The 19,809-nt window shown below is 32.8% G+C and carries 19 protein-coding genes and 6 pseudogenes; 10 read left to right on the forward strand and 15 right to left on the reverse strand.

All coding sequences use genetic code 11. The features are described from left to right. Position 1: 1 nt before the first annotated feature. A pseudogene (locus ABH959_RS26590) lies at positions 2-94 on the reverse strand (phosphoribulokinase); the annotation flags it as partial. 296 nt (positions 95-390) lie between these two features. Between ABH959_RS26590 and ABH959_RS26595 the strand changes: the two are divergent. Then, the gene (locus tag ABH959_RS26595; RefSeq protein WP_404493380.1) at positions 391-777 is read left to right on the forward strand and encodes a hypothetical protein; all 387 of its coding nucleotides are present in this window, start codon (positions 391-393) and stop codon (positions 775-777) included. Between the two features lie 66 nt (positions 778-843). Here the strand turns inward: ABH959_RS26595 and ABH959_RS26600 are convergent. The 5 genes and pseudogenes from ABH959_RS26600 to ABH959_RS26620 form a co-directional block, all read right to left on the reverse strand. Continuing rightward, positions 844-1,369: pseudogene (locus ABH959_RS26600) on the reverse strand (C40 family peptidase). 762 nt (positions 1,370-2,131) lie between these two features. Next, a complete protein-coding gene (locus tag ABH959_RS26605) occupies positions 2,132-2,431 on the reverse strand; it encodes an ArsR/SmtB family transcription factor (RefSeq protein WP_404493381.1) in 300 nt (99 codons plus the stop codon). Positions 2,432-2,777: 346 nt separating this feature from the next. Then, a pseudogene (locus tag ABH959_RS26610) lies at positions 2,778-2,918 on the reverse strand (HNH endonuclease); the annotation flags it as partial. 543 nt (positions 2,919-3,461) lie between these two features. Further along, the gene (locus ABH959_RS26615; RefSeq protein WP_002187134.1) at positions 3,462-3,974 is read right to left on the reverse strand and encodes a helix-turn-helix domain-containing protein; all 513 of its coding nucleotides are present in this window, start codon (positions 3,972-3,974) and stop codon (positions 3,462-3,464) included. A gap of 21 nt (positions 3,975-3,995) precedes the next feature. Next, a complete protein-coding gene (locus tag ABH959_RS26620; RefSeq protein ID WP_098633261.1) occupies positions 3,996-4,346 on the reverse strand; it encodes a zinc-finger domain-containing protein in 351 nt (116 codons plus the stop codon). A 232-nt stretch (positions 4,347-4,578) separates the two neighbouring features. On the opposite strand from ABH959_RS26620, the gene ABH959_RS26625 reads away from it, so the two are divergent. From ABH959_RS26625 to ABH959_RS26635, 3 genes and pseudogenes are all read left to right on the forward strand, one after another. Further along, the gene (locus tag ABH959_RS26625; RefSeq protein ID WP_016093774.1) at positions 4,579-5,622 is read left to right on the forward strand and encodes a tyrosine-type recombinase/integrase; all 1,044 of its coding nucleotides are present in this window, start codon (positions 4,579-4,581) and stop codon (positions 5,620-5,622) included. A 211-nt stretch (positions 5,623-5,833) separates the two neighbouring features. Further along, a pseudogene (locus ABH959_RS26630) lies at positions 5,834-6,159 on the forward strand (helix-turn-helix domain-containing protein). 121 nt (positions 6,160-6,280) lie between these two features. Next, complete coding sequence (locus ABH959_RS26635) at positions 6,281-6,988, forward strand: IS6 family transposase (protein WP_113937221.1); 708 nt, start codon at positions 6,281-6,283, stop codon at positions 6,986-6,988. Between the two features lie 178 nt (positions 6,989-7,166). Here ABH959_RS26635 and ABH959_RS26640 read toward each other — a convergent pair whose 3' ends face one another. The 3 genes from ABH959_RS26640 to ABH959_RS26650 all read right to left on the reverse strand — a co-directional run bounded on the left by ABH959_RS26640 (position 7,167) and on the right by ABH959_RS26650 (position 9,134). After that, complete coding sequence (locus ABH959_RS26640) at positions 7,167-7,358, reverse strand: hypothetical protein (protein WP_016093776.1); 192 nt, start codon at positions 7,356-7,358, stop codon at positions 7,167-7,169. Positions 7,359-7,717: 359 nt separating this feature from the next. Continuing rightward, on the reverse strand, positions 7,718-7,996 hold the full coding sequence (locus ABH959_RS26645) for a hypothetical protein (RefSeq protein ID WP_002187120.1): 279 nt from the start codon (positions 7,994-7,996) through the stop codon (positions 7,718-7,720). Between the two features lie 430 nt (positions 7,997-8,426). Continuing rightward, positions 8,427-9,134, reverse strand: coding sequence for an IS6 family transposase (locus tag ABH959_RS26650; RefSeq protein WP_049946777.1), 708 nt, complete (start codon positions 9,132-9,134; stop codon positions 8,427-8,429). An 84-nt stretch (positions 9,135-9,218) separates the two neighbouring features. Between ABH959_RS26650 and ABH959_RS26655 the strand changes: the two are divergent. After that, a pseudogene (locus ABH959_RS26655) lies at positions 9,219-9,741 on the forward strand (transposase); the annotation flags it as partial. Between the two features lie 384 nt (positions 9,742-10,125). Here ABH959_RS26655 and ABH959_RS26660 read toward each other — a convergent pair. Then, positions 10,126-10,725, reverse strand: coding sequence for a TetR/AcrR family transcriptional regulator (locus tag ABH959_RS26660; RefSeq protein ID WP_113937317.1), 600 nt, complete (start codon positions 10,723-10,725; stop codon positions 10,126-10,128). Positions 10,726-10,839: 114 nt separating this feature from the next. Between ABH959_RS26660 and ABH959_RS26665 the strand changes: the two genes are divergently transcribed. The 4 genes from ABH959_RS26665 to dltB all read left to right on the forward strand — a co-directional run bounded on the left by ABH959_RS26665 (position 10,840) and on the right by dltB (position 15,018). Beyond that, positions 10,840-11,409, forward strand: a complete 570-nt coding sequence (locus tag ABH959_RS26665; RefSeq protein ID WP_078178481.1) for a cysteine hydrolase family protein — start codon at positions 10,840-10,842, stop codon at positions 11,407-11,409. Between the two features lie 115 nt (positions 11,410-11,524). Beyond that, a complete protein-coding gene (locus ABH959_RS26670; RefSeq protein WP_113937316.1) occupies positions 11,525-12,748 on the forward strand; it encodes a multidrug efflux MFS transporter in 1,224 nt (407 codons plus the stop codon). Between the two features lie 414 nt (positions 12,749-13,162). Then, positions 13,163-13,759, forward strand: a complete 597-nt coding sequence (locus tag ABH959_RS26675) for a TetR/AcrR family transcriptional regulator (RefSeq protein ID WP_113937219.1) — start codon at positions 13,163-13,165, stop codon at positions 13,757-13,759. Positions 13,760-13,851: 92 nt separating this feature from the next. Then, positions 13,852-15,018, forward strand: a complete 1,167-nt coding sequence (gene dltB, locus ABH959_RS26680) for a D-alanyl-lipoteichoic acid biosynthesis protein DltB (RefSeq protein ID WP_113937218.1) — start codon at positions 13,852-13,854, stop codon at positions 15,016-15,018. Positions 15,019-15,482: 464 nt separating this feature from the next. On the opposite strand, the gene ABH959_RS26685 is transcribed toward dltB, so the two are convergent. Beyond that, positions 15,483-15,935 (reverse strand): CBO0543 family protein, encoded by a 453-nt coding sequence (locus tag ABH959_RS26685; RefSeq protein ID WP_002191492.1) that lies wholly within the window; start codon positions 15,933-15,935, stop codon positions 15,483-15,485. Positions 15,936-16,315: 380 nt separating this feature from the next. Between ABH959_RS26685 and ABH959_RS26690 the strand changes: the two genes are divergently transcribed. After that, entirely contained in the window at positions 16,316-16,462 is a 147-nt protein-coding gene (locus ABH959_RS26690; protein WP_181777923.1) for a hypothetical protein, read from the forward strand. 403 nt (positions 16,463-16,865) lie between these two features. Here the strand turns inward: ABH959_RS26690 and ABH959_RS26695 are convergent, their stop codons facing one another. The 4 genes and pseudogenes from ABH959_RS26695 to ABH959_RS26710 form a co-directional block, all read right to left on the reverse strand. Then, complete coding sequence (locus tag ABH959_RS26695) at positions 16,866-17,060, reverse strand: hypothetical protein (RefSeq protein ID WP_113937217.1); 195 nt, start codon at positions 17,058-17,060, stop codon at positions 16,866-16,868. 220 nt (positions 17,061-17,280) lie between these two features. After that, complete coding sequence (locus ABH959_RS26700; protein ID WP_003193761.1) at positions 17,281-17,556, reverse strand: hypothetical protein; 276 nt, start codon at positions 17,554-17,556, stop codon at positions 17,281-17,283. Between the two features lie 375 nt (positions 17,557-17,931). Then, the gene (locus ABH959_RS26705) at positions 17,932-18,885 is read right to left on the reverse strand and encodes a nucleoside 2-deoxyribosyltransferase (protein WP_016093785.1); all 954 of its coding nucleotides are present in this window, start codon (positions 18,883-18,885) and stop codon (positions 17,932-17,934) included. A 277-nt stretch (positions 18,886-19,162) separates the two neighbouring features. After that, positions 19,163-19,649, reverse strand: a pseudogene (locus tag ABH959_RS26710) (DUF2716 domain-containing protein). Positions 19,650-19,809 lie beyond the last annotated feature (160 nt).

Below are 19,809 nucleotides of genomic sequence, written 5' to 3' on the forward strand. Positions count from 1 at the left end.
TTTAAACTCTATAAAACTCAAATGTATTTTTTTCTAGACATATTGCTTCATCGGAATTTTTGATAATAATATCAAAACATTGACTGTATGGATGCTCTTTAAAAAAGCATCCATTTTCAGGTTTTACAATTGATTAATTTTTTTCATTTCCTTTTTACGCTCAGCTCGCAGTTGCTCTAAAAAGCCTAAAAGTCCTAACAAAGTAGCGAAGATAGCTGCTTCAGCAAAAACGCAGTTGAACCAAGTAACCGTGTCAAGAATTCACTGAAAAATATTTGTAATTATATGAATGATTAGATATTTATTTATCAAATCCTGGATATGTAATATTTTAACTGAATATGTTAATTTTTAAACGTAAGTAAAATAAAAATATTAGGAGGATTTGCAATGTTCAAAAAAATTATTTTATCTAGTACTATTCTTTTGGGAACTTTAGTTATAACAACTTTGTCTTTTCCAGAATTAAGTTTAACAAAAGCAGAAGCTGCGATTAATGATGCGAAGATTCAAAAGGTTAAGGTTGCTGGTAGAGATTATGAAAATGGAACTAATGTACCAGCTTATATGACAGGTTCTTTTTCTATGGTAGGAGATAAAGGAGTAACATATACTATTAAACAATATGAGTTTAATAAAGTTATTGGTACGACAAATGTTACTACAAAGGGGTTATCTTCTCCAGTTGTTTTCCCTATGCCAATCACAGAGGGAAATAAATATGAGGTAACTTACAATGGCCGAGTGATTAGTACTTTTGTTGTCCGAGGACATTAATTAATCAAAAAGAACTGAAGTCAATTTTGACTTCAGTTCTTTTTCTGGAACCTTATAATCCATTTTTTATTTAATTCGACCATATCCTGCAATATATTTACTCCAATACGTACTATCTAAGCTAGCTTCACCTACTCCGGAATTACTAGCACTATAAAACTTGTTATTACCAATATACATACCAACATGAGTAATACCTGATTTGCCCGCGACCGTTCCTTTAAAGAAAACTAAATCTCCTGGTTGAAGAGCCTTTTTTTAAAACGCGTATTGTTTGATTATATTGATATCGTGATGTACGCGGTAATTTAATCCCTTGTGTTCCATATCCCCATTGCATTAATCCCGAACAATCAAATCCAGTTTTAGGATTATTTCCACCATATTTATATGGTTTACCTTCATATTTTTTCATCTCTGCATAGACTTTGCTAAACTGGCTCGCAGTTATTGATTTTGTGGTGGAAGCTGATATAGATTGTATAGTGTTTCCATTTTGAGAAACACTATCAAGTTCATCTGCAGATGCAAAACTACCACCCGATCCTAGCATGACACCTAACGTTAATGCCCCAATAATAATTTTCTTCATAAATTTCTCCTCCTATAATCTTTTGCAAGAATTTATTCTTCTCACCTAATAGATTAATTGGGATATACGGAGAAATAAACGCAGAGAATTAGACAATATTCAACATATTTTTCATATTTTGTATACTTATTAATGTTTCATTTTCCTATATTTGTTTAAATTTGATAAATACAGGAACTAGATTAATGAATTATGCAATAAAAGCATAAAAATTTTTTATTAAAACATTCAGATATTAATTGAGAAATAAAAATAACTCTTTTATTTATTCCTTTTTATTTTTAAGAAAAAGCATTAATTCTATTGGCGTTAGTGTTACAGATTCATTAGCTCCAATAATATGTAATTTGGTTTTTTGTGTGGTTGTTTTTCCAACAACTACGAGTTTAAACCCTTCTCCGGTTTTTATACAATTTATGATAATGGCTATTTATCAACGATTGTTCATGAGATTTTAGTTTAGACTATTATGTCTTTCTACATCAGATGTAAAAAGATATGAAACTGGAAACTTTTCAGACAAGAAAATGGGTACTAAATAAACTGTCTCCGTTGATAATTCAGCATTTCACACTATAAAGTAAGCTCATTCTTTCATTTTTAAAAGACTTAAATTCTATAACATACGCTTTAAAACCTTTAATACGTAGAACAAAGACTATAATTACAGAAATTATACTATAACGTTTTTATGTTTTTATAAAATAAAAAATAGGTGAATTGTAATCCGTGTTTGGGTATACATCCACCTATTCTTTTAATTTAATTAGCATGACCTAGTATTTGTATGATTTTATCAGCTTTGGAGTTTTGAATATGATAGTAAATCTCTAACCCTTTTCTTTCAGCTTTCAGTGCTTTCCCTTTCATTTTGGATAAATGTTGCGATACTGTTGATTGTGGAATATCCAAAATATTAGTTAATTGTGTTACATTTAATTTCTTGCTCTTAGCCAATTCACTAACAATTTGTAGACGTATTGGATGAGCCATAACTTTTAATAGTTCAACGTTTTCTTCAGAAACTAAACCTTGTACATTATCATTATTAAATTTGCTCATAATACAACCTCGCATTCAATTTATATTTTATTCGAATTTTCAATGTATATTCCTAATATCATTATATTAAAATTCTCTGTGCGTTTAAATATGAATTAATTATATAATTTCAACTTGTGCTATGTGCGGAGTTAATATGTGTTTGTCGTGAAGTTTTTTAGATGTGTTTAGTAATTAAAAAATCTACAAAGAAATTTTATCTCTTTGTAGATTTGAATTAATGAATTATGCAGTAAAAAAATACTAGTGCCATCAATATACCCATTTTTAAAGTAAAGATAAGTGAATCCGATTTTATGATTTTAAAAATGAATGTGTCTGTTATACCCCTATAACGCTGACTGATATGACCAGTATCATGATGAGTCTGATAATCTACAAGTTGCTTCCTTCCAGTGTCTTGATGATGATGCCATGTATAATGCTCTGGAGTTTTTCCTATTTTAAATAATTGAATTTCTTCATCCGTAAATTTTAAAGCCAATTCAGTCTTTTCATAATCTATTATTTTAGGATTTTGAAAATATTTTAGTTTACTATAATCTAAATATGTATACTATATTTCTTGTTTTTTCATAATTTATTATAGTTTGATATGCTGTTTTTTATTATGTAAATTTCAAATAAAGCTTGTATGCTTTTTGATGTATTCCGCGATATATGTCTGCCCGAACTCTCTAGCATTCTCATAGGCCTACCAAGTTCCAAATGAAGTCTTTGTATTTATAATCCTGGGATCCTTACCTCTCATTTCTTTCTTTACACTTTTTTCAACTTAAATAAAACGCTCTTAAAATTATCTGTTATCTTTCCCTCTATTTTCTATATTATATATATAAACCCTTTTTTGTAATTACAATGAATTTTTTCCGGAACGGACCCGGAAAAACGACCTCTCAAATTCATCTGTAAACAACATTGTCATCTTAGGTAATGTATTTAGACCTGATAGTTAAAAAGTCTCTTAAAAATAAAAATAGACCACTTAGAACGTTTTTGTGTTTTCTAGGGTCTATTCTTACTAGAATTTCTATTCTTCTATGTCTTCTTTTACTTCTGCGGATAAAATGTCTTCAGCAAACTTCTTGTAGCCATTATATCCTTTCTTTGCAGCCTTTTTCTTTATTGCTTCTACTACCTTTTCATCAAGATATAGACTTAAATGCTGCTTTTTTTCTTTCGACTCCTCTTTTGATCTATTTTCAATTCTTTCTTTGAAAATTTCCAGATCGTTTTTTAAGTACAATCGTTCAGTAGATTTCCCTTTAGCAATCTCTTTAAAGGGCAATATCCCATCTTTAGCTGCATTATGAACGTAAGTCTTAGATTTATTTAGAAATTCAGCCGCTTCTTTTAATGTTAAAGAGTCTTTGTATAATTCCTCTAACCTTTTTACATCTTCTTGCTCAAAACGATATCCACCGTCTGCTTTCCAGGTATCCAGATTGATAGGTTCGATGTGTTTATACTTAATTAAATAGCCTAATTGATTTTTTGTTAAACCTACCCTATCGCATACCTCTTCTAAAGATAAATAGTCCATTTCTCACCTCATCCGAAACTTTCATTCTAGCTGTTGTTTAAATTTTTTTTGTTGATACTTTGTTAAACCTGTTTCTTTTACTACATCTGTGATTGAGTACTCCTTATACTGCAGATACTTAAATGGATTTTCCATATAACGTTCTCGTACCTTATTAAATGTACTCTTTTTCGATAAAGAATTCAATTTCTCTCCTTTCTCTCGGATGGAATCGAAAATGGGACAACCTTTGCAATGTTTATAGTTTCTTTGTTTTGCCTGTTCTTGCTCATCTGTACAATTCACTGATAGGTTGTTCAGAGGGCAAATTGAACAATGGGTATCTTCTAAATTATAGATTTCATGTAAAATTTTCCGACGAAGATTAGTCAAAAAAATCTCCTCCTACCGCACTTGGATTGAAATGTACAAAAAAACAAATTAAACATTTCCATTATACATCAACTAAACAGAAACGTTAAATATTAAGGGAAATATATATATTTAAACATTTCATTTTATACCACAATAAATAATGCATTTATTGTGGTATAATTAGAATCATAAAAATTTATATACAAATTATTTGTTTAATATTTCATTCTACTAAAGGTTGTGTTTAAATTTGAATATTATAAATTACGAACATAGTAACCAACTTGTAAAATCAAAATCAGATTTTTTTGATAGCAGTCATTTTGAAAAAATTATGGGTATGGGCATCAGGAATATTGACTATTCTAAATTAAGTGAAGAATCATTGGTTTATTTATTTCTACACGATGAACCTTCTTTAACGAAAAAAAGAAGTGAACGAACAAAAAAGATTTATCTGCATGATTTGTCTCATTTTCTTCGCTACATAAAAGAAACAATCGGAACAATTCACGATTTATCCCATAATGAGATGGAAATCTACTTCTATCAACTAAGTAAGAAGTATGCTGCCACTACATTACGTCGAAAGAAAACGGTAGTCCAGCAGTTTCTAAAATACGTTTATGATAACACGGGTCTCTCAGATGACTATAGTAGTCGTCTCAAAAAAGTATCTGTAAAAAAAGAAGATCTGGTCAATCGTGACCTCTTTCCTGAAGAAGTAAATGAAATACTAGATGCACTGAAGAAAACAAGTTTCTTTATGTATACATTGTTTTTCCTTCTTACGACTACTGGACTCCGGATTGAGGAAGTTGCAAACGCAAAATGGGCAGATCTTGTATTCCATTCCTCATTAAATGCTTATCTCTTGCGTGTAGTTGGGAAAGGAAATAAAGCCAGGGAAGTTCGTATTTTTGAAGATGTACTCGACGATATCTGTCGCCTTCGTCAATTGCGTAAACAAACAAGTGAATTGGACGCCTCTAGTACATCTGCTTTTCTACCTAAAGCCGATGGCTCTTACTATAGGGCCGACTACTTATCAAAATATGTAGCAGAAAAGATTGAAGAAACAAACTTACCATTTTTACGTTACCGAAAGGATAGAATTACCCCCCATACCTGCAGACATTTCTTTGCGAATCATTTGATGGGAAAAGGTGTCGAACTTAAGAAAATACGTGACTATTTAGGACACGAATCTATTATGACGACGGAACGCTATTTAAGGGAACGTACAAGACGTCAAAACTTGGCCACAATAGATATAGGAAATTCATTGTTTTAGTAAACATATATAATAGGAAGATTCTCGATTTGATGTATCGATTTCTTCCTATTTTTTCGCGTATAGAATTATAAATGGCTTTCTATTATCACAACATTAAGACTAACTATTACAAATAAAAATAATTTATGACTTATTATAAGTCATAAGGATGCAATTTAACTTTTCTGTTTTACACTAACGTTATAAATCAGAAAGGAAATGTGATGATATGTCTCAACTAAGTAAGCGACTTGCTGAGTTGAGAAAAAACAGGGGTATACTCAATTCGATGTAGCATATCGCCTGAATATCGCACGTACCACATATGCCAATTGGGAATATGGAAAAACTGACCCAGACGCAGATTCAATCATGAGTATTGCAGACTTATACAATGTATCCATTAATGAATTGTTTGGACGAAACGCACCTCTAGAAAGTAAATTAGAATCAATTAAAGTAGCAGCGTCAGATCTATCCCCTAAAAAACAACAGGAAGTTTTTGATGTTCTTATTGATTATACTAATTTCATTAAAAAACATTTCACTAAATGAATTTAAATTTTTCGTATAGCACCTTTTATAGGTTCTGGTGCAAAAACTTCAAAATATCTAAAAAAAGTCTTTCAGACTTGGACATACTGATATTATTACTCTAAAAAAGGATGTGATTGGTATGGAAAAGCAAAATCTATTCAAGTGGAAACATTATCAACCGAATGTTATTTTATTAACCGTGAGATGGTACCTACGGCACAACCTCAGTTTTCGTGATTTAGTCGAAATGATGGAAGAACGCGGGCTATCCCTGGCTCATACAACTATCATGCGATGGGCTCATCAATATGGTCCCGAATTAGATAAGCGAGTACGACGTCATCTTAAGTCAACCAATGATTCTTGGCGAGTCGATGAGACGTATGTGAAAGTCAAAGGTCAATGGATGTACCTATATCGTGCTGTTGATTCAAAAGGATATACAATTGATTTTCATTTAAGCAAAACAAGAGATCATAGGGCTGCAAAGCGTTTTTTCAAGAAAGCTTTGCAGTCTTTTCATGTTTCAAAGCCCCGTGTGATTACAGTGGACAAAAACCCGGCCTATCCTATAGCGATTGAAGAGTTGAAGACAGAGAAAAAGATGCCTGTGGGCATCCAAATAAGGCAGGTAAAATACCTTAATAACATTGTAGAGAAAGATCATCGTTTTATTAAAAAGAGAGTTCATTCAATGCTAGGATTGAAATCTTTTCGTACAGCTAAATCTATTCTTTCAGGAATAGAAGCGATGCATATCATTAAAAAAGGCCAACTTATTTTACGGGAAAAGTCTGTCAAAAATGAAGTGGAGTTTATTCATCAACTATTCGGAATGGCTGCATAAGAATAGATTCCATTAGGAATCTATATACCTCTTTCAAATAAATACAATCTTTGCACCAGAACCGTTTCAAATCTATTTCACCCCTTATCTTTCCTTAACAAAAAACAAGACGCCACCCAGATTACAGTAACGCCTACGATAATTGCTATAAACTTAATCAAACTCATTTATCCTTACACTATTTATTTCTTTGCCTCCATACCCCATTCTCTTTACGATAAGTATTCTTACCATTCATGAAGTCAGCTGTATTATCAGGAATGCTATATTTCTTATTCTTTTTCTTAGCCTTCTTCTTCAGCCTCTTCTCTTCTTGAACAGCTTGCAAGTCCGCCTTCCATTGTATCAACAAATCCTTTTCACGTCGCATCGAATTTGTACCCCTTGGATTAAAATGCACATCATATAATTAGATTCTACCTATTTATATAATTATTTAATTCAAATGTCCATTTTGTACAAAATAAAAGAGCACCCATAATCGATAGGTGCTCAAATATATGAAGTGGGGCAACCCCATACTCCAATATATGCTTGTCCTTATTAAAAGGTGCAAAATAAAAAGAGTACCCGTCATTAGGTACCCTTCAACAAATAAGTATGGTGCCCCAAGTTTCACCTCATATGATAACTCGTCACGAATTCATCATATGCTTGTCTTATTAGAATGTTCACTGTTTTAATGTGTAATTTCTATATAACAAAGAAAAAAGCACCCGTTTTGGATGCTTAATGTATACTAATATTAATATTGAATAGCTCTATTGATAGACTTTCTAGAACAATGAATATACTAGCTGAAGCTGATCTATATCCAATATTATTTCCTGTAACATTAATAGTAATCTCCGCTAAATGGGTTTGCACATCATCTTTTTCAAAAATTTTATCTTCAACCTTTTCAATTATTGCTACATTATCTACTTCTTTAAAAGTTTTCAGCAATTTTGTTTCTAATAAAGTAAAATCAAAATTTTCATCTTTAACTACATCAAATTTAATCTTCATTTTTATTTCCCCATTTTTAACCAGTTAATATATTTACATCAGTATAATTATATATACTTTTATTATATAATTCAAAAATTACGTTTTATAAAAATCCCCATAGTTCACATATTTAATAGAGAGAAATAAAAAAACAAATGGCAAAAGTTCCTCTTCCAAGGTCAAGATAACTCCCAACCTTCTCCAAGTCACCGCAACACTATATATTAGCTACACGCTTCACATTTGGTTAGTTCGGTGACTTGGAGAAGACTAAGAATCTTCTTGTTTATACTCCGTAGAGTCGGCTACTTAATGTCATTTTCGCCAATTCCCTTTACACAACGTTGAAAGAATGTATATCAAGACGCGTGTATTTCTTCCTGCAGGTTCTGGTGCAAAAATAAAGTAAAAGAGAATAAGGCATATATATTCCTAACGGAATCGTATCTTATGCTACAAGTCCAAACAATTGATGGACGAATTCTTTCTGATTTTGGATAGACTGGTTCCGTAAATTAATCTGTTCTTTTTTAATCATATGCATTGCTTCTACTTCAGAAAGAATGGATATAGCTGTGTCAAAAGATTTGAGCCCTAGCATAGAACGGATACGCTTCTTTATAAAGCGATGATCTTGTTCTACTATATTATTCAAGTACTTTTGTTGTCTAAGTTGCATACCATCAGGTATGCTTTTTTCTTTTTTCAACAGTTCAATTGCTATAGGATAAGCCGGATTCTTATCGACTGTTATCACACGTGGCTTTGATACATGAAAAGACCGCAAAGCTTTTTTGAAAAAGCGCTTTGCAGCCTTTCGGTCTCTTGTTTTGCTTAGACAAAAATCGATTGTGTTTCCTTTCGAATCAACAGCACGGTACAGGTAAATCCATTGCCCTTTAACTTTTATATATGTTTCATCAACTCTCCAAGAGTCATTGGTTTGCTTGAGGTGACGACGAATTCGTTTGTCCAATTCAGGACCATACTGATGAACCCAACGCATAATCGTGGTATGAGAAATAGATAAGCCCCGTTCCTTCATCATTTCCACCAAATCACGAAAACTGAGGTTATACCGTAGGTACCATCTTACCGTTAACAAAATTAAATCAGGCTGATAATGCTTCCATTTGAATAAATTTTCCTTTTTTATACTGATCACACACCTTTTCTAGAGTAGTAATATCAGTATGTCCAAGTTTTATAGATTTTTTGCACCAGAACCAGATCAAGTTGTAAGAGAAAAAAGAAAGGAATGAAGTGTTCTCCTCGTAGTAAACGACTCAGTGGTATCAATGTATATATGACCAACACCCCTATAGATATTGTCCCGATGGGACAGGTACATGACTGATATTCTTTGCGTTGGCAAATCGAAATTTTATTTAAAACGTGGAAGTCATTCTTTCAAATCCATCATTGTAAAAAGATAAAACCAGAACGATTGGAGTGATTTATATGGTCAATTGATTGCCATTCTACTCTGTTCTTCTATCATGTTTCAAATGCGCCAATTACTCCTCATGAAGAAAAAACGAGAGCTTAGTGAGTATAAAGCCATATATATGATTAAAGACTATTTTCTTCTTCTATTCCAAACTATACAAAAAAACACCCAAGAGCTATCAAAGGTGTTACTTCGCCTGTTCAATCTCCTACAGCAAAACGGGCGGAAATCCCCTAGGTATGAGAAGAAAACAGTCTTTGATATATTAGGTGTCGTTTATAATTGTACCATGTCTGATAACCAAGCAGCTTAATTCAAAAAAGGAAACCCGTTAGGGTTTATTTCGTATGCAAATCTTTAAAGCATCTACGTATAGACTTTCGAAAAAAAGAAACAATCTTGCTTATCATTGACGTTACACGGGCTTAGCTTGATAGCGATGTGGCGATACCCCTTTAAAGACTATATAACTATACTGATTTTTATAGTATGTATAGTAAATAATGAAGGGAGGAATAATTGGAAATGGAAATTATTCTGCTAACTGGCAGAATTAATTGTTGAAGATAGAAAAGGGAGATATAAAGATAAAAGATTCCCATTTAAGGAACCTTTTGTGGTGGCAATTTCATTATGTCTTCTTTTTTATAAAATATATAATGAAATTGATAAATTGCAAATTGACATTATTCATATCTTAACAAAACGTTAAACAAAGTTGCTCCAAAATCATATCAGCCGAATAGCCACGGATTTCTCTTTGAAACAAATAGAAATCACTGCTCAAAGCAGCCAGTAACATATCAGCTCTAAAGACGCTGTTAGGTTGGTTTTTCTCGGTTCTATGCATCTCGTCAAATAATTCTACGAATAGCTGATGCAATTCATAATATAAAGGACTCTTATCCTTTGATCGTGGATTACTTGAAGTAGAATTCTCTACTCCTGTAAGCAATTGTGCCTTTTTTTCTCTGAAACGGACAAATAAGCTGAGTACGCCTTTTATTCGTTGATTTGGCGGCTCAGTCTGGTTCTGCTTCAAGTATGCTTCGATATTCTCAAAAAGCATATCAATATTATCTTTGATCAAATCAAGACACAACTCACTTTTATTTCTATAACGGCGATAAAGCGTTCCTGCACCAATTCCTGCCTCTGTTGCTATTTGATTCATACTGACTTGTTCAACACCATTGTGTTCAAATAGCCTAAGAGCCGTATTTAATATACGTTGGCGATTCTCGGCAGCGTCACGTCGCTCAGTCCGATTATGGGCTGTATTCTGATTATTTGCCATACCATCACTCCCTAACATTTATATCCCTTGACAAACGGAGAACTCTCCACTTATAATTCTTAAACGGAGAACTCTCCACTTGATTTTAACCTATTGTAAAGGAGTTATGCAAATATGCAAAATCAAAATAGTAAACCCTCATTATTAGTTATGGATTTACAAAATGGTATTGTATCACGTTTCTCAGAAAATAAAGATGTATTACTTCCATTCCAGAAAGCTGTTGAAGCGGCACGCCAAAATAATATTCCTGTTATTTTTATTCGATTAGGATTTAGCGAAGGCTATCCAGAAGTGAGTCCACAAAATAAAGGATTCTCAGCCATTACTAAAATGGGCGGAATGACTATCTCGGATGCGTGGACACAAATTCACGAATCTGTTCAGCCTGAAGCAAATGAACCTGTTGTAACGAAGTACAGATTTAGTGCATTCGCTGGTAGTAATCTGGAGGTTATCCTCCGTGCACAGCAAATCGATTCGCTTGTTCTCTGCGGTATTTCTACAAGCGGTGTGGTTCTATCCACTTTAAGGGAATCAGCAGACAAAGACTTTGCAATAACGGTACTTTCTGATGCTTGTCTAGATGCCGATTCTGAGGTTCACCGCGTTCTTATGGAAAAGGTATTCCCTCGTCAAGCAGATGTGGTTACTGTTGACGCTTGGATTAAAACACTGGATTAATATCATAACTAAGCAAACGCCTCTCAAGGATTTTCTCCTAAAGTGGCGTTTGTTTGATTTTACTCAGAACATCATTTGTTATAGAAATAAAAAAATGAAAGGACAGGTTATACTCATGCCGATTTGGAAAAGAAATTTAATTGTTTGCTGGTTTGGGATGTTTGTCACGGGTGTGGGAATGAGTCAGCTTGCACCAGTGTTGCCGCTTTATATCAAGCATCTTGGAGTTGATAATGCAGCTTTAATTGCACAGTTGTCCGGATTTTCTTTCGGCATAACCTTTATTATTTCTGCCATTTTTTCACCAATTTGGGGGCTTGCTGCGGATAAATACGGACGAAAACCAATGCTTTTGCGGGCGAGCCTTGGTATGGCAATAGTTATAGGTAGTATGGGTTTTGCTTCGAATGTATATGTATTGATAGGATTAAGATTATTACAGGGTGTAATAACAGGATACAGTTCAGCCTGTACTACACTAATTGCAACTCAGACGGAAAAGGAACATTCAGGGTGGGCTTTAGGTACCCTTTCAACGGCAAGTATTTCGGGTTCTTTACTTGGACCCATGATCGGTGGCTTCATGGCGGAGAATTTTGGATTACAAAATGTATTCTTTATAACGGGGGCAATGATGCTTATTGCATTTATTATTACCGCTTTATTTGTAAAGGAGTCCTTCAACCGCGAGGACAAAAAAGTGCTTAGTGCCAAGGAAACATGGAGGAATGTACCTGAAAAGAGCTTAACTCTTACCATGTTTGTGACTTTTTTTATAATATATATGGCATTGTATACAATGGAACCAATCATCACAGTATATGTGACTCAATTGTCCCGTGATACTAGTCATATTGCAATGATAGCTGGTATCGTATTCTCTGCTTCAGGGATGGCAAATATAATTGCCGCACCAAGATTGGGTAAAATTTCCGATAAAATAGGGCCCCAGAAAGTAATATTAGTCGCCCTTGTAGTAGCGGGACTCATTTTTATACCAGAAGCCTTTGTGAAAAATCCTTGGCAGTTAATGGTACTTCAATTTTTATTGGGATTAACCACAGCTGGCTTGGCTCCTGCAGTCAACGTTTTAATTAAGAAAATCACACCATCTGCTCTAACAGGTAGGGTTTTTGGCTTTAACATGTCAGCAGGATATATGGGTGTATTTGGAGGTTCTGTTCTAGGAGGGCAAGTGGCGGCCCATATAGGTATCCGATATGTATTTTTTATTACAAGTACATTGTTACTGATAAATGCTGTGTGGGTTTACTACAGAGTATATAAAAAGCTTAATTTAAAAGAAGAAGACTTATTAAGAAGAAAAACAATCACTTGATGGTCTCTAAATAAAGGTATTCTAAATCCTTGTTCACGGGGTTCTATAGTTCGATAAAATAGTATAAAAGATCGATTATTATATAAACCAATTTTACTTTGAATACATGTAAATGATGTGAGAACCATTGTTATTCCAATAGTTCTCACATCGAAGTTAAGATAATCGCGTGATGTAGGAGGGACCCCATGCCCATCAACTTAAGAAAAGTAGACACCCCCAAAAAGAAAAAATGAGCTGAATTCTCAAAATAACTAACTGTAGAGAAAGATAATTTTCATATAGGTGTACATCAAAACCTTAGCTTGGTGGACATGGGGATGGTACTTAGTATTGTAAAAAATGTTCTAATAGAGTAGTATAAATTTATATTTATTGGTCGGTTGACCAAACTAAAAGAGAAGGTGAAATACAATGTCTAATTCTAAAAAAACAGCTACTCGGGATCAAATACTAATGGCTACGTTTGAATGCTTAGCTGAAAAAGGCACAACCGCTATTACATTACGAGATATTGCTACAAAAGCGGGAATTACTTTAAGTTTAATTCATTATTATTTTCCAACAAAGGAGGGATTATTAGTTAACGCTACCTCCTATGTCATGCAAAAACAGATTAAAGAAATTCAGAAGGAACTCTCAAATATACAAGATTTCTCAGAGAAAATGAAAAAACTAATATTTGTAGTACATCACCAGTTCAAAAGTTCTGAATGGAGAAAAGTGTATTTTAGTTTATTGGCAGCAGCAGCTTGGTCACCGAAAATTATGGAAGAAATTCGAGTTCTACAGAACCAATTGATAGACCTAATTCAAGAATATGCTCAAACTTCCACTGTAGAAATCCCAGATCTAGAAGCGTTTTCTAGGGCTTTATTGGCTTCGATGAATGGATTAGCGTTACAAGTTATGCATGGGGCTTCAGAAGAACAAATTGCTCCGGCATATGCGATTATAGAAAAAGTATTTATTAACATCTGCAACCCAAAAAACGCAATGAGTGATTATTAAACTATATAATTCCAAATTCATGTGCCAATCCATTATTCCATGACACCAAATGGAATGAAGGATTGCAAAACATTATAAAGTGAGGTTACAGCATGACCGCATATGGATCATTTTATTTTTTTGCTATAGTGGGGATTTTATTGATACCTACTATCGTAGCTGGATTAAGAGGTAAAATGTTGCGCAAATATAATGCTATCTTAACGCTTATTATGCTTGCTATTATCTTCTCGGATAAGTCAAATCAAGCAATGATGTTAGTAGTATTTATTATTTGGCAATATGTCCTTATTAAAGGCTATTTACTACTAAGAAAACAAAATAATAATACGTTCATGTTTTGCATGGCTATTATTTTGTCGATTTTGCCATTGATTTTGGCAAAAGTCGCACCATTTGTACCTGAATTAAAATTCATTGTTTTTACTGGTATATCTTATGTAACATTCAGAGCAGTACAAATGGTATTTGAAATTCGCGATGGCTTAATTAAAGAATGCTCATTTTTTAATTTCTGGGAATTCATTTTGTTCTTCCCTGCTATTTCGACCGGACCTATCGATAGGTATCGCAGGTTCCAAAAAGATATTCAAAAACCACCAAGCGCTGAAGAATATCAAAACCTACTATACACGGGAATTAACCGTATTTTCCAAGGTTTTCTGTATAAGTTTATACTTGCTTACCTAATAAAAGAAAATATTATAGATGCAACATTAGCTCACCAAAACACAATTTCATCAAATATGATTTACATGTATAGCTATAGTTTATATCTATTTTTTGACTTCGCAGGTTATAGTTCATTCGTAATTGGTGTCAGTTATATGATGGGTATTAAAACACCAGAAAACTTTAATAAACCGTTTATCAGTCGTAATATTAAAGATTTCTGGAATCGTTGGCATATGAGCTTATCATTCTGGCTCCGTGATTTTATTTACATGCGCTTTGTCTTTTTTGCAACAAAGAAAAAGCTCATTAAAAATCGCTATATGATTTCATATATTGGCGTCTTTTTAAACTTTTTTGTCATGGGAATTTGGCACATTACTGGTCATGATATTGCTCAATATATTATTTATGCTCTATATCATATTTTTCTGTTTATTTCATTTGATATTTTCGAACGGAAAAATAAGAAGCATAAATTTTGGCCCAACAATACGTTCATGCATGTCCTTGCAATTGTGATTACATTCCATTTCGTATGTTTCGGTTTCCTAATCTTCTCTGGTCACCTAAACAATTTTTTTTAATGAATGACCTCTTTTCTCACAACTAAGAAGTTACACATATTTGCGCTTGTAAACATGGGAGTCAGTTTATTATTTAGATATTCTTCTATAATTCTTTTAATTATGGCTCTTATGATACTATTAATAACTATTATGTTTTTTAGTGTAGAGAAGAAATTGAAAGTATAGTATAGTGAGAATAAATTTTTTTTATAAACAGTTATCCTCCATTATTATTAAATTAAAAAGAATTTCTATCCATATTACGAAAAAAAACATTATTCTTTTTGTAGAAATATGCAGAAAGGATGGCGTTTTTTTTATCAATAACACATATATTTTTATTAACATAATCCATTATTCTCTGTATTAAATATATCTAGAAAAACCCCCTTCAGTTTGCTTACTGAAGGGGGTTCGTATTTACATAATTCCCGTTTTCGGCAATCAAAAACATTCGAATTCTATTATGTTGCCTTCAGGATTTAGTTCATGACTTCTAACTTTCTTAAATAGAGGTAATACCAGTACACCCACATATAAGGGATGATATAGGAAAAAAATGTCCAAATAATATTCCAGCCGTTACCATATACGATTTCTCCACTTAAAACTAATGTCATTTCAAGAAGGGTAGTAAATAGGGATATGAAAAAGACCATCAAGTAAGGTCTTTTGGTTTTCTTTATAAAGAATATCAAGTAACTTGCCAAAATCGGATAAATTCCTATATTAAAGGGTAACGCAGAAAAAGTTTTTTGATCAAGGAAAGGAGCAATCCTCCAAAAACCACAATAAAAGCCGAATTCATTTACGACAAAAGCAACGACACAAAAGAATGAGCCAATCAGAGGGATAATTCTTCTCTCTTTTTTGTAAAGGTGAAGAATTCCAACAGTCCAAGGTAACACAAATGCAATTAGAATATTAAATAACATCTTGACTCTACCTTCCTTTCCTTATAACCATCTTCACCTTACTCCTTATAATTTAAACTAAAAAAGTTTTCCAAACCAACGCAACATGATAATTACAATCAACTGAGTTATGATTAAATTATAAGGCTGCTTATCTCTTATTTTGTTCTCAAAAATATACCCCATATACACATCTAGTTTACATAAAACCACTTATCAGCAGTCAAGGTATCTAGAAACCTATGAAAGTCTCTTCCGATCTTCTTAAGAGACTCTTCGTTCACATAATTACCGTTATCAGTAGTTAGTCTGCCTAATTTAAAATGAGAATAAGCTCCTTTATATTCTTTAAGCATAGCATGTAAAAGAATATGAACTATTTATAAAAAGTAGGTGAAAACATGACATTAGATTCTCATCGTATTATAGGTTTCCCTGGTACAGGTATGGGTGGTTTTCCTGGAATGGGTATAGGCGGTTTCCCTGGTACAGGTATGGGCGGTTTCCCTAGAATGGATATACCAGTTATCTATAGCCTTGATTTCTAATACTTTATAATTGAATATAGATGACAATAGATAAGATTAACCCTTGCATCATCGGTTAGAGTCATCTTACCTATTGCCATCTATTAACTTGTACCAACCTTCTTACATAACATCACTTATCCATAACAAACCAACAGGAACTAGAACTATATCTTTTATTGATGTACATTTTAGTTAATTTAAAATAATAATAGAAAAAGAATGTTAGTACATTCATACGTACAGCAATTATTCCTTTTCATGCTATCATGTTATTTGTACAAATAACGTAAAAAAACAAATATCTCCAATGTTAATTAAAAGAATAAACAATACAATTATTAAAATAAATAGGCCACCAAATCCATATTTTTATGAAAATAAAAAAAGAGTACTTTTCTTCAAAGCACTCGTTCAAAGAGATTTAACAATCTCGACGATCATCACGATCACAGTCATGATGATGATTACGTCTACGACGACAATCATCACAATCGCAGTCACGGTCACGTCTACAACGACAGTCATCAAAATCTCTATGTCTGCGTCTGCAAAACATTAAATCATCCCAAAATCTATTACAATCTCTGCAATGTCTGAAATTACAATTACATCCCATAAATATGATTACCTCCTCTTAAGAATAGAATTCCTCATATTCTATGATTAAAAGTTAAAAACAGCTTGTTTATTAGTCTACTTTCTGCATTTTAAAGTAATAATATTATTATCTAATCTTCAAATTGCAAGTCTATTTCAGCCCTTATCACCCCTTAACAACAAACAAGACGCCACCCAGATCACGGCAGCGCCTACGATAATTGCTATTGGTTTAATCATTATTCCGCTAATAATCCTAATTCGTGTTGAATCCCTGAGAACGAATAGCCATATGCAAATCCAACAATACGAATACCTGGAGCGTATCTATATTCTAAATCCTCGTTGTACGTTTTCCTATAATACTCTAACTTAGTATCAATATTTTGCTTATGATTAATAATTACTTCATCACTAGGGAATCCGTCCATTTCGATTTGAACAGCTAAATACTCTGCACCTTCATTTACAGCCTCATTAAAACACCGCTCTAATCCATCTAATGTTAAATCTATTATTCATCCTCCTCCAAAATAAAAAGCACCCGAATGGATGCTTTTATAGCAATTATTGATTTGTGTTTTAATTACGGTAAATGAAGTTTTATTCTTCTTCCAATCACCAAATGTCGCTACACTATTCCAACAATATTAAGTAACTGGAAGAAGAGCAAAAGCTCTCCTTAATAACGGTATCATTCAATCACTACCATCTGCTGGTTTCGGATTTTATGTGCCGTCATTATGAAACCGTTTAGACAACATATAGATTATAAAGGAATCTTTATGAGTTGTGTTTTAAGCCACTTCTCACAATACAAATATATCACGTTAACTCCAAAACAACCGGCACATTTACTGCCAAAAAGCGGTCACGACTCTGCCATGTTTTTAATTAATTGTTGCTTTAATTCTGTTTAATAATTTTTGGTATAATTCGTTTTCTGTTGACCACTTAATATGACTAAATTGTCTAGTATCAAAATGAATATCTTTAAAATCGTCATCTTTACATGTCCATATAACAGTCTTACCTAGTCCCATCGCATAACCAGCTTCGAAATAAACTCCACCTCTGTGTCCGGTAAAATCTGCAATTACAAATTTACTTTGTCTTATTTTGACTATAATTTCATCAGTTATGTCATTATTATGTTCCGCTTCTTCAATTCTGATAGGCTGGTATCCTGCCTCTTTTATAGCTTTTGTGATTGCATTCTTATATGGACCATCCATTTTTGGACTAAACGACATCGCGACAAATGCCTGCTTATTATCCGCTTCTCTTCCTTTTTCTAATTCTGCAATACGATTCCACCCTTTCGCTGTAACTGTAATATGTGCAGGGAAATCTGCTGCCGATAGCTTAGATATCTCAATCAGTTCGTCCTGAAATAGTTGGGTCGCTATATATTTCATTTCCAACAAGTGAACACTCTGTACAAAAAATAGAGATTTATCTGATTCACGAATATATACTGGGTCACCTGGAAATTTGGACAATTTAGCTAAGTTTATTAATGATTCATCCAACCTATCAGAAGCACTATCTGGATATTCACTTAATAGATCCTCTAAAAGATAAATAGGATACGGAAATTCTGAAAGATTTTTATCTGGTCGATTAAGAAAAATCATTATTTTCCCCATCCCTCTAATGGTTCTCTTTCTTAAAATTGCAGAAAGTTTTCTCTTCTGCTCTACATTTAATTCAAATCTCGCTTCTTCAGCCATGGAAAATGTACCACAATTCTCACATTTATATTGCTCTACACGTCCTCCTCCCACTCCCACTAATTGTTGTTCCTCAATAGAGTTTTGACAAACCGGACATCTTTCACTCATCACAATCACTACTTTCTTTTTTATAGTATAATCTTAACATATAAATAATCGACTTACCCATATCTTATATTGTGCGTAACTGCCCCCTTCGCTAAATCCCTTGATATCATTGATTTCATTTAACTTTCTCTTTTGGGTTACACAGTACGAAAATTATGAGTAACTGTATAGGGATACCACCAACATTTTGTAAAATAACCTACGCTATGCGGAAAAATAAAATAAGCTGCCCATGTGGACAGCTTATTTACATAATTATCGATATGGGAAGTGAAATTTATACTTTTTCATTGGTCTTTTTTAATCTACTAGCCCTTAATTCTTTGAAATTCTTGATTAATTCTTCTCCGAAAATATAAATAACTTTTTCCCATGGATGCCCTAAATAACCCCACTTAAAGTCTTTTTGCAAAAAGAAATAATAATCTCCATCCGGAAAAAATGGGATTTTCCATTGATGAATCCTAGTTTAAATTTAAACTAGGATTCATCCAGTAGCTATCATGATGCCAATCTAACGCATATATATATTCATGTTTCTCGGTACATAAAATAAGAGCTTTCAATAATATATGATCAAAAATATAATCATCGTCATCAGTCCATTTTCCTTCAAAATAATTAGGTAAATCATAAGTAATATATGGACAAGAAAATTTAAATGACTGTTCACCATCTATATTAGGATTAAAAGCAAATTCATCATAAAATCTATCCCAAACATTCTCATATTCTTGTTCATTTAACAAAATCCATTCTTTCAAACTCCGTACCTACTTTCTAATATTATTATATAATTAAAATACCACGATGAAATTGTATATTTTATTCATTGCTAATTTACATAACACATTTTATTGGTAGCAAGGAAAAGGGAGGAAACCGTACTCTCACCAAGGAACCTTCTTTTTTTGTTCTATGGAT

The organism is Bacillus sp. RC51 (assembly GCF_044908115.1).
GTDB lineage: Bacteria > Bacillota > Bacilli > Bacillales > Bacillaceae_G > Bacillus_A > Bacillus_A mycoides.

Coding starts and splice junctions, on each gene's coding strand:
- ABH959_RS26605 (WP_404493381.1), bottom strand. CDS start 2,431: ATGAGCAAATTTAATAATGATAATGTACAAGGTTTAGTTTCTGAAGAA.
- ABH959_RS26595 (WP_404493380.1), top strand. CDS start 391: ATGTTCAAAAAAATTATTTTATCTAGTACTATTCTTTTGGGAACTTTA.
- ABH959_RS26695 (WP_113937217.1), bottom strand. CDS start 17,060: ATGGGATGTAATTGTAATTTCAGACATTGCAGAGATTGTAATAGATTT.
- ABH959_RS26660 (WP_113937317.1), bottom strand. CDS start 10,725: ATGGCAAATAATCAGAATACAGCCCATAATCGGACTGAGCGACGTGAC.
- ABH959_RS26645 (WP_002187120.1), bottom strand. CDS start 7,996: ATGAAGATTAAATTTGATGTAGTTAAAGATGAAAATTTTGATTTTACT.
- ABH959_RS26685 (WP_002191492.1), bottom strand. CDS start 15,935: ATGTTATTTAATATTCTAATTGCATTTGTGTTACCTTGGACTGTTGGA.
- ABH959_RS26670 (WP_113937316.1), top strand. CDS start 11,525: ATGCCGATTTGGAAAAGAAATTTAATTGTTTGCTGGTTTGGGATGTTT.
- ABH959_RS26665 (WP_078178481.1), top strand. CDS start 10,840: ATGCAAAATCAAAATAGTAAACCCTCATTATTAGTTATGGATTTACAA.
- ABH959_RS26615 (WP_002187134.1), bottom strand. CDS start 3,974: ATGGACTATTTATCTTTAGAAGAGGTATGCGATAGGGTAGGTTTAACA.
- dltB (WP_113937218.1), top strand. CDS start 13,852: ATGACCGCATATGGATCATTTTATTTTTTTGCTATAGTGGGGATTTTA.
- ABH959_RS26690 (WP_181777923.1), top strand. CDS start 16,316: ATGACATTAGATTCTCATCGTATTATAGGTTTCCCTGGTACAGGTATG.
- ABH959_RS26640 (WP_016093776.1), bottom strand. CDS start 7,358: ATGCGACGTGAAAAGGATTTGTTGATACAATGGAAGGCGGACTTGCAA.
- ABH959_RS26635 (WP_113937221.1), top strand. CDS start 6,281: ATGGAAAAGCAAAATCTATTCAAGTGGAAACATTATCAACCGAATGTT.
- ABH959_RS26675 (WP_113937219.1), top strand. CDS start 13,163: ATGTCTAATTCTAAAAAAACAGCTACTCGGGATCAAATACTAATGGCT.
- ABH959_RS26705 (WP_016093785.1), bottom strand. CDS start 18,885: ATGAGTGAAAGATGTCCGGTTTGTCAAAACTCTATTGAGGAACAACAA.